Here is a 16,233-nt window from a genome sequence, read left to right as displayed (position 1 = left end):
CGTGACCGGCTTGGCGTTGTGATGCTGGCGCGTCTTGCATGCAGTTTGATGACACCGGGGCGCATGACCAACAGGGGCGGGCAGGCAAGCGCATCGGCGGCCGGCGCAGGAACTCTCTGCGCCCGTGTGGCTGGCTGTTTCTCCTGCTCGCGATGACCTGGCCGCCGGCGATGGCGCTGGCCCAGGACGCCATCGATGCCGCGCACACGCAGTACACGTTCGATGTTCCGGCGCAGCCGCTGCCGGAGGCCTTGCAGTCGTATGGGGAGATCACCGGGGTGGCGGTACTGATCGATGCCCGCTTGTTGGGTGGCCTGCGTTCGACCGCGCTGTCGGGGCGGTACGTCCGGCGCGACGCGTTGCAGCGGATGTTGAGCGGTACCGGGCTGGTTCCGCATTTCGTGGAGAACGGTGCGTTCACCCTGGTGCCGGTGGGATCCGTGGACGCCGACGAGGTGCTGCCCGATGCCACACCCATGCGTGCACCGTCCCTGCCCGAGCGGACCCGCCAGCGCGGCGCCCAGGTGATCCAGCACTCGCTGGAGCAGGCGCTGTGCGCTACGGCACTGACCCGGCCGGGCAGCTATCGGGCCAGCCTGCGCTTCTGGTTGACCGAACCGGATCGACGCATCCGCGCGCCGGAACTGCTGGCGTCCACCGGCGACCCGGTGCGCGACGCGGCGATCGTCCGGCGGGTGCGCGACCTGCCGTTGCCGGGCCTGCCGGCCGACCTGCCTCAACCGATCACGCTGTTGTTGCTGCCGGAAGCGACCGGCGCGACGCCCCCGTGCCGGAGCCGGTGATGGCGGGCCTGCGCAGCCTGTTCCTGGATCACTACGAGGCCTTCCGCAAACGCCTGCGGCGCCGGCTGGGCTCGGACGATCTGGCCATGGATGCGCTGCAGGAGACCTGGTTGCGCGTGGAACGCATGGGCAGCACGCAGCCGCAGCGCAATCCGGTGGCGTATCTGTTCCGCATGGCGCTCAATGCCGCCACCGATCAACGCATCGCCCATGGCCGGGTGTTGACCGGTGCCGAGGTGGAGGCGCTGATGGAGGAAACGCCGGATTCCCTGGACCCGTCCGACGTGGCGCATGGCCAGGCCGAGATCGCGGCGCTGGCCGAGGCCCTGCGCGAGTTGCCCGAGCGCCAGCGCGCCATCCTGATCGCCGCGCGCATCGACCAGCAGCCGATCGACACCATCGCCGATCAGCACGGGGTCTCCTCGCGGATGATCGGCAAGGACCTCAAGAAGGCGCTGCAGCACTGCGCAGGTCGGCTGGACCGGCCACTCGTGCAGCGTTTCGGTCCCGGGGCGGGAAAACCGTCATGACAGATATGAAGACCACGCCCGCCCCGATTTCCGCCGACCTGCAGGCGCAGGCACACGACTGGCTGCTGCGCCTGCAGACCGGCCCGGTGACGGCCGCCGACGCCGAGGCATTCCGACGTTGGCGCGCGCAGGACCCCGGCCATGCGCTGGCCTTCGCCCAGGCACGCCGGCTGTGGGCAGCGCTGGCGCCGGCGCTGCAGGCCAGTGCCGCGCCCGCGGAGGCACCGGCGGTGAACGCTGGCGTGCCGCTGAGCACATCCGCAGCCGCCCTCCCGGTGCGGCAACGCCCCCGCCGTTTCAATCCCGGCCGCCGCGCGTTCCTGGGCGGCGCTGCGGCCGCCGCCGCGGTCGGCTGGGTGGCAGTGCAGTCGCCGCTGGGCCTGTGGCCGGCGCTGGACGCGCTGGGCGCCGACTACCGCACCGCCACCGGCGAGCGCCGCGATATCAGCATCGGCAGTGTCGCCGTGGCCATGGCCGCGCGCACCACGATGCGCCGTCCCGCCGACGGTTCGGCCAGGATCGTGGTGACCGAGGGCGAAGCCCAGTTCGCGTTGCCGGCCTCGGCGGCCACCGGCTTCGTGATCGGTGTCGACGGTGCCCGGTTGATGCCGGCGCCGGGCGCGCGGGTGAATGTGCGCTGCGTCGGCGGCGACACCCGCATCACCTGCCTGGCCGGGCGGGCCGAACTGGTGCGTGGCCCACGCACCGTGGTGCTGCAGCCCTCGTGGCAGGCACGCCTGACAGCGGACCGGATCGCCTCCGTGGCACCGGTGCCGACCGATGGCATCGACGCGTGGCGGCGCGGCTGGCTGGTCTTCGATGATCAGCCGCTGCAGGACGTGGTGGACGAAATCAACCGCTACCGCACCGGCCGGATCGTGCTGACCGGCAGCGCACTGCCTGCACGGCGCGTACAAGCGCGCATTCCACTGGCGCGCATCGATACCTTCATCGATCTGGTGCGCGACGCCTATGGCGCAAAGGTGGTGAGCATGCCCGGCGGTGTCGTGCTGTTGAGCTGAGCGGCGCGTGCGCAGATGAATTTTTTGTTGCAACGGTTCAGTCGTTGTCACCGGCCCCCGTCTTATCCCTCGTAACAAGCGCATCGCATTGCACTGCCACGCTCGCTCCTGCCATGGACGGGATCGCGCTGCAGGACGGAAGCACGCGCTTGCCCTTATCAGCGAACGATATTGCGACGGGTGACAGCGATGGTGAAGCAGCAGAGCGGTTCGATCGGATGCACGACCCCGCAGGTGCCGCAGGTGCGCGCGCTGTCGCAGGCCATCGCGGTGTTGCTGATGGCCGGTGGCGTCGCGGCGGGCGTCAACGCGCAGCAGGCCTTCAGCCCGGCATGGTTCGCCAACAAGGGCGTGCAGCAGCAGACCGCCGCGCAGACCGGCCGCCTGCCGAACGGCATGCCGTCCAACCTGGTGCGTACCGACCAGCAGGCGCAGCAGGCCCGCGACACGCTGAAGACCTCGCTGGAGAACCTCAACACGGCCGCGCAGGCGATCGCCATGCAGCAGCGCATGCAGCAGACCGCGCGCGATGCCGCGCGGCTGCGCGCCGGCCAGGTGCCCGATGGCCTGGGCGAGGGCGGGCTGAAGATCGATGACGACACCCTGACGCGCGGCTGGTTCAACGCCAGCGCTCCGACCCAGAGCAGCAAAGACGGCACCACCACCGTCAGCATCGCCCAGACCGGCGACAAGGCCATCCTCAACTGGGAGACCTTCAACGTCGGCCGCAACACCGTGGTCGATTTCGACCAGCAGGCGAGCTGGTCGCTGCTCAACCGGGTCAATGATCCCAACGCGCTCCCGTCGCAGATTCTCGGCCGCATCCAGGGCCAGGGCACGGTGATGCTGGTCAACCGCAATGGCGTGGTGTTCGACGGCGGCAGCCAGGTCAACGTCAAGAACCTCGCGGCGGCAGCGGTCAACATCAGCGACGCTCAGTTCCGCAAGGGGCTGTACAGCGACGCGCAGGGCAATGCCTTCATCCCGACCTTCGGCAACGAACTGACCACCACCACCAACGGCTTCGCCCATGGTGCGGCCACCGATGACGTGGTGGTGGAGCGCGGTGCGCAGATCACCACGGCGGTGCCCACCTCGGTCACCGAAGGCGGCGGCTACGTGCTGCTGCTCGGCCGCCAGGTGCACAACCACGGCCAGATCACCACCGCCAATGGGCAGACCACGCTGGCCGCCGGCGATGCGTTCGTGATCCGCAAGGGCATGGGCACCGACCAGAACCAGACCTCCACCACCCGTGGCAACGTGGTCACCACGCTGCGCAAGCCGGTGGCAGCCGATGCCGTCGTGGCCACCGCCAGTGGCGTGGTCAGCAACAGCGGCCTGATCCAGGCCAGCACCGGCGACATCACCCTGGCCGGCCATGACGTGCGCCAGCAGGGTGCACTGATCTCGACCAGCTCGGTGCATACCCGCGGCACCATACACCTGCAGAACGAACGCGCCGACACCACCGGCAGCGTCCTGCTGGACCAGGGCAGCACCACCGCGATCGTGCTCGATGCCAGCGCCACCACCGCGCTGGACGTCCAGCGCGAAACGCTGGTGCAGGAATCGGACAAGGTCGGCGACGGTATCGCCCATCGCCGCGACCAGTCGCTGGTGCAGATCAGCACAGGCGGCAAGGTCGCCTTCGATGACGACAGCCTGACGCTGGCGACGGGCGGGCAGATCTTCGTCGACGCCGTCGACAGCGAGGTCCGCCAGGGCGCGCGCCTGGACGTGGCCGGCTACGTCGGGGTCAAGATCGCGATGGAGGCCAACAACGTCCAGATCAACGTGCAGGGCAACGAGCAGCGTGACGCCGCGCTCAACCGTGACGACAAATCGCTCAACAGCAGGAACATCTGGCTTGACCGCCGCGATCTGGTCATGGTGCCGGCCGGCACCAACGGCTATGAGACGGATCGCTGGTACACCGCCGGTGGCCTGCTGGAAGTCGGCGGCTACCTGGGGGTGACCGGCCATGGCATCGGTGAGTGGTCGGCGCAGGGCGGGACCGTGCAGTTCTCCGGCGGCAACGTGACCACGCAGCGTGGCTCGAGCATCAACCTCTCCGGTGGCGCGCTGGACGTGCAGACCGGCTACGTCAACCTGACCCACCTCAAGGGTGCCGACGGCAAGCTCTACAACGCCTCCACCGCGCCGGGCGATCTGCTCTACAGCGGGCTGTACCGCGGGTTCGAAGATACCCATGCGCGCTGGGGCAATACCGAGTTCTACTACAACCCGCTGATCGCACCGCAGCGCAGGCTGGAGAACGGCTACACCGTGGGCCGCGATGCCGGCCGGCTGATCGTCGCCACCCGTGCAGCGAAGCTGCAGGGCGACGTGGACACCACCACCTTCCAGGGCGACCGCCAGCAACGCGCCCGCGATGCTGCGTTGGATGGCTACCAGCAGGGGCAGACCAGCGTTGCACGCCAGGGTCAACTGGTGATCGGCAGCTACCTGCCGTACTACGACAAGAACAGCGGACAGCAGCGTTTCGGCCCGGCCGCATTGGCCGAACATGTGGCCATCGGTGGAGATGCAGCCAGTGTCTCCGGCATCGGCGTCATCGGTCTTGACGCGGCCTGGCTCAACGCGCAGCGCTTCGGCGGCGTGGAGGTGTACGCGCACGCCGGCATCGATGTCGACCAGGCGCTCGAGGTTGCGCTGGGCGGCACGATCGCCCTGCATGCCAGCGATGTCCGCATCAACGCCGATCTGCGTGCCCGGGGCGGCAGCATCGCACTGGGTGACATGGTCGTGCAGCGCACCTCGAGCGGCATCGAGTGGCAGGATCTGCCGATCAGCGCGCGTCCCGGCGATACCCTGCTGCACCAGGTGCTGGTCGGCGATGGCGTGACCCTCGACGCGCGTGGCCTGTGGACCAACCAGGCGCAGGACCCGGCGGCCATCGGCGGACTGCCGTTCCTCGACGGCGGCAGCGTGGCGGTGCGCAGCACCGGAAACGTGGCCCTGGGCAAGGGCAGCGTGATCGACGTGTCCTCCGGTGCGGCCATGGGCGAGGAGGGCGATGTAACCGGTGGCAAGGGCGGCAGCATCACCCTGGCCGCAGGGCAGAATATGGGGAGCGGCGTGCTGTCGCTTGATGGCAGCATCCGCGGCCACGGCGTGAAGGGCGGCGGGGCGCTCAACATCGAGAACGGCACGATGGTCAGCATCGGTGGCGACGTGCCGGATGCGATCGAGCAGTTGGCCGCCGGCCAGGCCAGCACGCTGCCGGTACGCCTGGCCGCCGACGTCACGCTCCAGCCGGGCGACGTGATACCGCTGAGCTTCTCCATCACCATTACCCATGTGGCCGGCGGCAAACCGATGCCGCTCACGATCCGGCCCGAGGTCAGCAGCACCAAGCCGGTGACCACACAGGCACCGTGGCTGTTGCCGGCTGCCGTGCAGCTGGCCGACTACGGTCCGGTCCGGTCCGCCGGCGAGATCCTGCCGGCGGGCACCACTCTGTGGACCATCACCGACCTGCCGGCCGGCTATGTGCTGCCGGCGAATGTATTCCCCGGTGGTCTGCCGATTCCGGCACAGACCTCCCGTTACGTCGCCGGTACCGTGGCCACTGCCGCGATCACGGTCCCGGCCGGCACCCGCCTGCCGGTCGGCACGGTCTGGCAGCGCGATGTGCCGGTGCAGTCGTTCCTGGCGCTGGACACCGGTCTGTTCCAGAGCGGCTTCAAGCAGTACAACGTGGTGGGCCGCGATGGCGTCAAGGTGGTCGAGGGGGCGCACCTGGACGTGGCGATGCCGCTGCTGCAGGTCGACCTCGCTGCCGCGCGTGCGCTGGCCACCGGTGCCGATCCTGACGATGCCCTGTCGGTCTGGCTGCCACCGCTGCAGCAGGACGATCCGAAAAGCGGCGAGGTCATTCTGCGCAAGGGCGCCGGGCTGTCACTGACCGCCGGCACGCCGCAGAACGCGGCCGATCTGGAGATCGGCCGCAACAGCCGGATCAACGTCGATCCCGGCCAGGCCATCACCCTGACCGGCAACGCACAGATCACCCTCGACGGTGCCCTGCAGGCCCGCGGTGGACGCATCACGGTACTTGGCGGTGACCTGGGCGAAGGCAGTCTGCTCAACCTGCCCAAGGGCACGCCCAACGCGCGCTCGATCTGGATCGGTGAGCAGGCCGTGCTCGACGTGTCCGGCATGGCCTATACGGCCCTGGATGAAGCCGGCGGTCGGCACGGCCAGGTGCTGGCGGGCGGCACGATCGAGGTCGGCGCACGGCATGACCTCGCATCGCGCAACCTTCCGGCGATCGATGCATTCGTGATGGTGCGCGAGGGCGCCCGCCTGGACGCCTCCGGTGCGCAGGCGGTGCTGGACCTGCCCGATCTCGGCACGACCCCCATTGCCAGCCACGGCGGCGTCATCGCGCTGAGTGCCAGCAATGGGCTGTTCGTCGACGGCACCCTGCATGCCGCCGCCGGTGGCAGCGGCGCGCGCGGTGGCACGTTGGCGCTGAATCTTGAAACGCCGATCTACGGGCCGGTCGAGCGCTTCAGCGGCAAGGGCATCGAGGTCGCCGACGGCGTGCGCGTCCCGCGTGAGCTGGTGATCGAACAGCACTACAGCGGCAGCGGCCTGGGCACGGAGGCCGTTGCCGGCGAGCTCGATCCAACCCTGGTCTATGGCAAGGCCCGCTACGGCGTGGATGCGATCCAGGCCGGCGGCTTCGATACCGCTTCGCTGTACGTCAATGGCCTGCTGAGCTTCGATGGCGACGTGGCGCTGGACATGCGCCAGGCGTTGTACCTCACGGCGAGCGCGCTGGGGCTGTCCACGGATGCCACGCGCGACAGCCAGGTGCATCTGTCCGCACCGTATCTGCGCCTGGCCGGTTCGGCGCGCCGCCAGCCCGACAACACCATCATGCCCAACCCGGTCACCGGCTCGCGCAATATCAGCCCGGCGTCAGGCTCGCTGGGCGTGGCCGCGCTCGCCGACGCGGCGTCGATCACGTTCGCAGGCAGCCTGGTCGATGTGGTCGGCATCGTCGGCTTCGGCGCGAACGGTGAAATCGTGCAGAACGCGGTCGACCCGCTGGCGGTCAAGCGCGACGCGTTCGGCGCGGTGCGCATCGAAAGCCAGGGCGACCTGCGCCTGCGCGAGGCCGACCTGTTCTCGCCCGGCGACACCACCCTGGCGGCGGCGCAGATCTACGGCAGCGGCAACGTCACCGTGGGCCTGCGGACCCTGCTGAACGAATGGGGCACCCTCACGACCGAGTTGGATCCGGACCGCATGCTGGACATCCAGCGCATCGGCAATACCTTGCCGCCGCAGCCCTACAGCGTGTTCGGCACGATGACGTTCAGTGCCGCCACCATCAACCAGGGCGGGGTACTGCGCGCGCCGCTGGGCAACATCATTCTGGGTCGCGCCGATGGCACCGGCTACACCGGCGTGGTCAACCTGCTGCCGGGCAGCGTCACCTCGGTCAGCGCCAACGGCCTGGTGATGCCCTACGGCGGCACGGTCGACGGGCTGGTCTACAACTACAACGGCGTCGACGTGGCTTACCAGGGCGTGGGCGGTGAACCGGCGGTGGAGTTCCGCTCGCACGCGGTGAACGCCCAGGCCGGCGCGGTGCTGGATCTGTCCGGCGGCGGCGAACTGACCGGCGCGGCGTTCCTCTCTGGTCGCGGTGGCTCCACCGATGCGCGCCTCAACCCGCTGGTGCAGATGGACCGCGATGGGTTCACGTTGCCGGGCCTGTCCACCAACCCGGTATATGCCATCCTGCCCGGGATACAGGCCGGGCAGGCCCCGATCGGTGCCGAGCGCGGTGCCGGTGATCCGGCCATCGGCCAGCAGATCACCCTCGGCGCCGGCATCCCCGGGCTGCCGGCAGGCACCTATACGCTGCTGCCGTCCAGCTATGCACTGCTGCCGGGTGCCTTCCGCGTGGAACGCAACGGCCTTGCCGGCAGTGCCACCGCGTTCGGCACGACCCAGGCCATGCGCAACGGCTCGTGGAGCACCTCGGCGCGGCAGAGCGTCGCCAACACCGGCAGCGGCGATACGCTGCCCACGCAGTGGGTGGTGACCGCCGCCGACACCCTGCGCACCTACTCGCAGTACAACGAAACCAGCTACGCCACCTTCGCGCTGCAGCAGGCCGCGCGCGAAGGGGCGCCGCGCCCGCTGCTGGAACGCGACGCCAAGGCGGTCAATTTCATGGTGACCAGCCCGGATGTGGCCGGCTCGCTGGAGCTGCCTTCGCTGCGGTTCAACGCCACGGTGCTGGATGCTCCCGCCACGGCGGGCACCGGTTCGGTCGCGCGTCTGTTCAATGCAACGAACTACGAAATTCTCGCCGACGGCACGGAAGCGACCGAGGACTTCGCGGGTATTTCCATGCATGCCAGCGAGCTGAACCGGGTCGGCGCAGCGCGCCTGGAAATCGGCGGCCGCCTGCGCAGCACCTACGCCAATCCGGCCAACGGCTCGCTGCAATCGGCCAACGTGATCAACATCGAAGGCGGCGGGTCCAGCAACAGCATCGTGATGCGTGCCGGTGCGCAGCTGGAGGCGGCGGAGGTCTTCCTGATGACTGGCCGCCAGGCGGGTGGCATCACCCTGGAACAGGGCGCGGGCATCAACACGCTGGGCCAGGGCGCCGCCGCCTATGACGCCGCGCAAGGTTACATCTATACGCCGGGTCGCTCTGCGCTGCTGGCCGTCTCCAACGGCCAGATCAACCTGCTGGCGCCGGAAGCGGTCGACGGCCAGGGCAACGGCGCCGGTGCGATCGAGATCGGCGCCTGCGCCGTGCTCAGCGGATGCGCGGGCACGACCCGTCTGTACTCCGAAGGCACCATCGCCACGGCGACCGACAACCGCTTCGTGCTGGGCGATGCGGTGCGCTATGGCACCCGCAACCTGGCACTGGCGGTCGGTGGCATCAACGTCGGCAGTGCCGAGGCGATCGCCGACGCCACCGCGCGCGGCACGCTGCCGGCCGGCATGACGCTCAACCAGGACGTGCTCAGCCGCCTGCTGTTGGGCGACACCAGCGTCGGCGCGCCGGCACTGGAAGCGCTGTCGCTGACCGCACGCGAGTCGGTCAACTTTTACGGCGATGTATCGCTGTCCACGTACGATGCAGTCACCGGCAAGTCGGCGTTGCAGCAGCTGGTGCTGGGCACGCCTGCCATCTACGGGTATGGCGACGCTGACGCAGTGGCCCGCATCCATACCGATACGCTGATCTGGAGCGGTGCACTTGCGCCGGCCGGCAGCATCGTCGCCGACGGCCCGGGCACCGGCCACGGCCAGCTGGTGGTGGATGCCCGCGACATCGTGTTCGGCTACGGCCCGCGTACCCAGCCCGATACCGTGCGCGCGCAGGACCGCCTTGCGCTGGGCTTCGCCGGCGTGCACCTCAACGCCACCGGCCGCGTGACCGCCAACCAGAAGGGCAGCCTGAGCATCTTCGAGACCCAGGGTGACTGGAATGCGGATACCCGCTCCTACGCCCGCAGTGGCGGCGAGCTGTTCGTCAACACGCCGCTGCTGACCGGCGCAGCCGGGTCGGTCAACACGATCACCACCGGGGGCAACCTGCATGTCACCGGCAACGGCGCGCCCGTCGCGCCCGACAACGCGACCCTGGCCGCCGCGCTGGGCGCGGAGATCGCGCTGGACAGCCGCGACGGCAGCCTGCTGCTGGACACCGCCGTGCTGCTGCCCAGCGGCAAACTGCGCCTCGCGGCGCAGGGCGACGTGCGCCTCGCCGATGGCGCGCAGCTGGACCTCGCCGGCCGCCGCATCGCCTTCTTCGACACCGCCAAGTACAGCTGGGGCGGTGACGTGCTGATCGACAGCCGGCAGGGCGACGTGCAGCAGGACAGCGGCGCGAAGATCAGCCTGGCCGCGCAGAACAACCGCGCCGGCACGTTCACTGCACACGCCGCCGCAGGCACCCTCGATCTGGCCGGCCAGCTGCTGGGCAGCAGCAGTGGGCATTACGACGCCGGTGGCACCGAGGTGCCGTACAGCGCCGGGCGCATCGACCTGCACGGGCAGGGGATCAACGATTTCAGTGGGCTCAATTCGCGCTTGACCCGCGATGGCGTTACCGGTGGGCGCAGCTTCCGCATCGGCCAGGGTGATCTGGCGCTGGGCGACGAAGTGGTGGCGCGCGAGGTGAACATCGCGCTGGACAACGGTCAGCTGTGGGTCAACGGCACCGTCGATGCCAGTGGCGAACAGGCCGGCAGCATCCGTCTGGCCGCGCGCAATGGCGTCACCCTGGGCAGCGCGGCCGTGCTGGATGCCAGCGCGAGCGTACTGCGCCGCGACAGCTACGGGGCGGCGATCGACGCGCCCAACCGCGCCACCATCGAGATCGATTCGGGGCGTGGCACGTTGGCCATCGCCAGTGGCGCACGCATGGACCTGCGCGTGGCCGGCAGCAGCAGGAATGTCGGCACGGTGGCGCTGAACGCGCCGCGCGTGGGCGGCAACGACGTGGCGATCGCGGCCGGCGGCCTGATCAGCATCGACGGTGCGAAGACGATCCAGCTCAATGCCTTCATCACCGACAACAGCGCAGCGGCAGGCACGGAGGCCAGCACCAGCGGCGAAACCTACCAGGTCATCGACCAGGCGTACCTGGACCGCCTGCATGCGCAGAGCACCACCTTCATCGACGCAGCACTCGCCAACAGCGCACTGGTCGATCAGCGCCTGGCGGGCCTGCGCGCGTACGGCGATGCGTTCCACCTGCGCCCGGGCGTGGAGGTCGTGGCCGACCTGGCGGTGAATGCAGACGGCAATCTGCACGTGGATGGCGATCTGGATCTGTCCGCGCACCGTTACGCCAGCCTCAACCCCGGCAGCCAGCGCACCGGCGTGCGCGGCTCCGGTGAGGCCGGTGCGCTGGTGCTGCGCGCGCAGGGCGACCTGGAGGTGTTCGGCAGCATCAGCGATGGTTTCGATGGCAGTCGCCTGGGCACCACGTTCGACGACAACGGCTGGTACCTCACCGCCGGCCGCCAGCTGTTCGGCAGCGACGTGGTGGTTCCGCATGGCGGCCTGGTCACGCTCGCCGCCGGCACCGTGTTCAATTCGGGCAAGGTGCTCAACTACGACCTGCCCATCGGTGACATGCAGATGGCCGCCGGCACCCTGTTGCCCGCCGACGCCCGTCTCGCGCTGCCGCTGGCGCTGGCCAAGGGCACCGTACTGGGCGCGGCCGTCCACGATGCCTCCGGTGCGCTGCTGTATGCGGCAGGCACGGTCCTGGCCGATGCGGTCACGCTGCCACAGGGCGCGCGTCTGTCGGCCGGCCTGCGCCTGCCGCTGGCCGCCCGCATCGCGGCGATGACCTGGCCGGCCGGTGTGGCCCTGCCGGCGTCGCCACTCGGCAATCTGGTCACCCTGGCCGCTGACCTGGGCCTGGCCAAGGGCGCCTTCATTCCCAGCGACACCGAGGTCAAGCTGCCCGGCGACGCCACCACGGTGAACCTGCGACCGGTGGACGCCGATGGCAACCAGGGTCGCATCTGGGCACTGGCGCCGATGCTGGCGGCCGGGTCGCAATCGTGGGACATCAGCCTGGTGGCGGGCGCCGATATGGCCGCCGCGGATCGCCTGACGGTGGATCCTGCCGGCACCGGCAGCCTGCGCCTGTCCGATCCGCATTACGGCCAGGGGGGCGCCGTGGTGGAGATTCCCGGGACCGGCTCGCCGGCCACGTATGTCTGGGGCGATGTAGCGCAGTTCGAAGAGATGCTGATCACCTACTTCGGTGAGAACATCCTGAGCTTCGTGCCGACCTCCGGCGCTGCGTTCACTGATGATCAGCTCAGTGAAATGATGGGCTTGGGCCTGATCAGCAGCGGCCCGGAGAACCTCAACGATCTCGGTTTCGAAGGTCTGGCCGCCATCGACTCCCCAGAGGTCCCGCCGGACACCGAGTTCAGGACACTGCCCGGGCGTGAACAGTTGCCCAGCGTGGTGCGCACCGGTACCGGCGACCTGCGTCTGGTCTCCGGCAAGGACATCGCCACCACCTCGCTGTATGGCGTCTACACCGCCGGTACTCCGTCGGCTGCCTTGGCCGGCAACGGGGGCGATCCGTACAACCAGGCGCGCGCGCGCGTCGCCCCCGGCAATGCCAATCCGCTTGGAAACAGCGTGCTGGGAGATGCCGGCGAGGTGTTCGAGCACCTTGTCGATGGCGGCAGCCAGAGCCTGTACCAGGCGTGGTATCCCGAAGCAGGTGGCAACCTGCTGCTGCGCGCCGGTGGCCACATCTCGGGCGACAGCATCGGGCGTCAGGGAGCGCTGACGCGTACGGAAACGCTGGGAATCGCCACACCGCGATTGAGCACCAGCGCATCGGTGGGCAACTGGCTGTGGCGACAGGGTACCGGCAGCGTGCAGCCCGGTGCGGAAGGCCTGCCGACCGCATGGTGGATCAACTTCGGCACGTACGTTGCCGCACCCGACAACGCGAACTACTACAACAATTTCGTCAACATGCCGCAGCTGGTCGGGTTCACCGGCTTCGGCACGCTCGGTGGTGGCAACCTGCTGCTGGAGGCGGGCGGCGATGCGGGCATGCTGCAAAGCCGCGGCGATCATGGCGCGGCGTACATCACCCGCAGCGCGGGCCTGAACCTGACCGTTGCCAGCACCGGCAGGGTCAGCGCCGATGGCGCGCTGGTACAGACCGGCGGCGGCGATCTGGACATCCGCATCGGCGGGGGCCTCAATGCCGACCCCGCGCTGCGCTCGTTCACGGGCAGCAACAGCGCCCCGGTGGCCAACGAGATCACCGTCAACGACGTCCAGCGACTGGACGTCAATGGCAGCTTCACCAACCTGCGCGGTGCCCTGCGGCTGGAAGCCGGGTCGGTGGGCGGCGTGGAACTGCGCTACGGCAACCGCCAGGACGCCAAGGAGTCGCGTCCCTACGACGTGTATACCGCAACGGCCGCTACCGCAGCCGGTGGTCCGGTGCTGGTGCTCGGCGATGCCGGCGCCCGTCTGGATGCGCGTGGCGACCTGGTACTGGGTACCGTCTCCGATCCGGGGCGGGTCGCCCAGTTCAACAATGGCACCCCCTTCAGCGTGGGCGGCAACGCTTACCAGGACGGCGGTTGGAGCTGGTTCTCGCTGTGGACCCCGTCCACCGCGGTGGACCTGATGGCCGCCGGCGGCAACCTGACGCCGTCGCTGGCAATGCAGGACCGCAACGCTGGCACCGACGCCCGGGCGACCGACGGCAATCACGTGTATCCCTCGGTCCTGCGCGCGGTGGCTGCCAGCGGCAGCATCTACTACGGTCGCGCCCGCACGGCCTCGACCGCCGGCACCAACAACGAGGACTTCGTGGCGGGCGTGGTACTGGCGCCGTCGCCGGTGAACGGGCAGTTCGACGCACAGGGCACCGGTCAACTGGAACTGCTCGCGGCCGGCTCGATCTATGCCAACGGCACCGGCTTTGCCACCTCCGGCGCAGACCCGACCGCGTTGCCCAATCCCTGGAATCCCGGCTTCGTCGGGCTGGGGCAGGAGATGTGGTACGGGCGTCAATTCCTGCACAACGTCAGTACCGGCGCCCTGGCACCCAGCGTGCTGCTTTCAGGCAACCGTGGCAACGGCTCCCTGCAGATCTATCCGCTGTTCTCCTTCACTTCGCCGACCGCGTCCGGTTACGTGCACGTGGGCCAGACGCCTTCGCGCTACTACGCGCTCCATGGCGATCTGGTCGGGCTGCGCAGCGGCAGTGTGGTCGATACCCAGTACGGCGTCTTCAACAACGGTGTCACCACCAATATCACCAACACCTGGTACGACGGTGGCGGTGCCGTCGCCATCCGTGCCGGCCGGGATATCGTGAACTCGGGCACTCCGCTGGGTGCCTTCGACAACGTCGGCACGGTGTTTGGCAATGCCGACGGTGCGCTGGGCTGGATGGGCACCATCAACCGCGGCGATCCTGCCGCCGAGCCCCGGCCCACGGCGATCGCCAGCGGTACCGCACGCGGCAACCTGATCGTGCATACCAGTGCCGATGACGTGTCGGTCGTGCAGGCCGGGCGCGACATCCGCTTCAGCACGTTCTACGTCGCCGGCCCCGGGTTGCTCGACATCAGCGCCGGGCGCGACGTGTACATGGCCGACAAGGGCGAACTGCGCAGCCTGGGATCGGTCACCGGCGCCACGCCCGGCGACCGCAGCAGCGGCGCCAGCATCGCGGTGGCGGCCGGTCTTGGCGAGCACGGCGCGGATTGGAACGCCTTCGCCGCACGCTATCTGGATGCGGCCAACCTCGCCGATCCCGGCCGCGCGCTGGGCGATCAGGACGGCAAGGTCGTCCGTGTCTACGGCGGCGCGGTGTCGCTGGCGCAGTGGCTGCAGGCGCAGTTCGGCTACGGCGGCGATGAGGCCGGTGCCGCCGCGTTCCTGGCACAACAGCAGCAGGCCCTGGACCAGGCGCACGCGACGGCGGTGGCCAGCGGCGGCACGGCCGCCAGCCGCGACCTCGCCCGGGAGTTCAAGCTGGAGAGCCAACTGCACCTGGTCAATTGGCTGACCGGCCGCTTCGGAGGCGCCAACGGACGCGGCCTGCACTTCGACGCCGCCAGCATGGACGCGCAGGCTTTCTTCGCCGCGCTGCCCGCCGAGCAGCAGAGCGCATTCCTGCGCAACGTGTACTACGCGGAGCTGAAGGCCGCCGGCCGTGAGTACACCGCCGTCGACGGACCGCGCGAAGGCAGCTATCTGCGCGGCCGCGAGGCGATCGCCACGCTGCTGCCGACCAAGGATGCCAAGGGGGGCGAGATCGCCTACCAGGGCGACCTGACCATGTTCAGCAGTGCGCTGTACTACGAGGGCGTGCTCGAATCGGCGGCGGGCCGCCGCCCGAAACCGGGTCAGACCTACCTGAGCGAAGCGGACTGGATTGCCGCCGGTCGCCCCACCACCGGAGTGCGCTATTACCGTGTCAACGACGCCGGCATCCACACCGATTTCGGCGGCGACATCCATCTGCTGGTGCCCGGCGGTCGCACCCTGGTGGGCGTGGACGGTGGCTTCCTGCCGGGGGCCGGTTCCGGTGTGCTCACCCAGGGCGAGGGTGACATCAATATCTACTCGCGCGGCAGCCTGCTGCTCGGGCAGAGCCGCATCTTCACCACCTTCGGCGGCAACATCCTGGCGTGGTCGGCCGAGGGCGACATCAATGCCGGCCGCGGCAGCAAGACCACGGTGGTCTACACCCCGCAGCGCCGCGTCTACGACACCGTCGGCAACGTCGCGCTGTCGCCGAACACGCCCAATACCGGTGCGGGCATCGCCACGCTCAACCCGATCGCGGAGATTCCGCCCGGCGACATCGACCTGATCGCGCCGCTGGGCACCATCGATGCAGGCGAGGCCGGCATCCGTGTCTCCGGCAACGTCAACCTGGCCGCGCTGCAGGTGCTCAACGCCGACAACATCCAGGTGCAGGGCAAGGCAGTGGGCATTCCGGTGGTCGCGGCGGTCAACGTCAGTGCGTTGACCTCGGCCAGCGCGGCGGCGAACACCGCGGTGCAGGCGGCGCAGGAGATGGTCAAGCGCCAGACCCAGCAGACCCGCCCCTCCACGATCAGCGTGCAGGTGCTGGGCTTCGGCAGCGAAACCAGCAGCGTGGCACCGCCGAAGCACGAGGATCGCTACGACCCGGACAGCGTGGTGCAGGTGGTCGGCATGGGTGAGCTGAGCACCGAGCAGCGCGCCCGCCTCGATGCTGCGACGACGAAGCGACAGTGATGACGACGTCTTTCCTGCCCTTGGCCAGCGCGCATGGCCAACGCCATGCGCGCGCACGCAACTGCC

4 protein-coding genes are annotated in these 16,233 nt (G+C 69.3%); all 4 read left to right on the top strand.

Translation table 11 applies throughout. The features are described 5' to 3' along the window. The first annotated feature begins 38 nt into the window (after window positions 1-38). The 4 genes from ABE434_RS12310 (at window position 39) to ABE434_RS12295 (ending at window position 16,167) form a co-directional block, all read left to right on the top strand. Window positions 39-803 (top strand): STN domain-containing protein, encoded by a 765-nt coding sequence (locus ABE434_RS12310; protein ID WP_346479028.1) that lies wholly within the window; start codon window positions 39-41, stop codon window positions 801-803. Next, window positions 803-1,333: an RNA polymerase sigma factor gene (locus ABE434_RS12305; RefSeq protein ID WP_176987909.1), complete on the top strand. Its 531-nt coding sequence runs from the start codon at window positions 803-805 to the stop codon at window positions 1,331-1,333. Before ABE434_RS12310 ends, ABE434_RS12305 begins: the two co-directional genes overlap by 1 nt. Continuing rightward, window positions 1,330-2,355 (top strand): DUF4880 domain-containing protein, encoded by a 1,026-nt coding sequence (locus ABE434_RS12300; protein WP_346479027.1) that lies wholly within the window; start codon window positions 1,330-1,332, stop codon window positions 2,353-2,355. The genes ABE434_RS12305 and ABE434_RS12300 overlap by 4 nt, the downstream gene beginning before the upstream one ends. Before the next feature lie 189 nt (window positions 2,356-2,544). Beyond that, window positions 2,545-16,167 (top strand): filamentous hemagglutinin family protein, encoded by a 13,623-nt coding sequence (locus tag ABE434_RS12295; protein WP_346479026.1) that lies wholly within the window; start codon window positions 2,545-2,547, stop codon window positions 16,165-16,167. Window positions 16,168-16,233: the final 66 nt, after the last annotated feature.

Origin of the sequence: Stenotrophomonas sp. TWI1183, from assembly GCF_039673115.1 — a bacterium.
In the GTDB taxonomy this organism is placed as follows: Bacteria; Pseudomonadota; Gammaproteobacteria; order Xanthomonadales; family Xanthomonadaceae; genus Stenotrophomonas; species Stenotrophomonas maltophilia_AA.
Note: the sequence above shows the minus strand (reverse complement) of the source record. Positions and strands in the feature narration are given on the sequence as shown.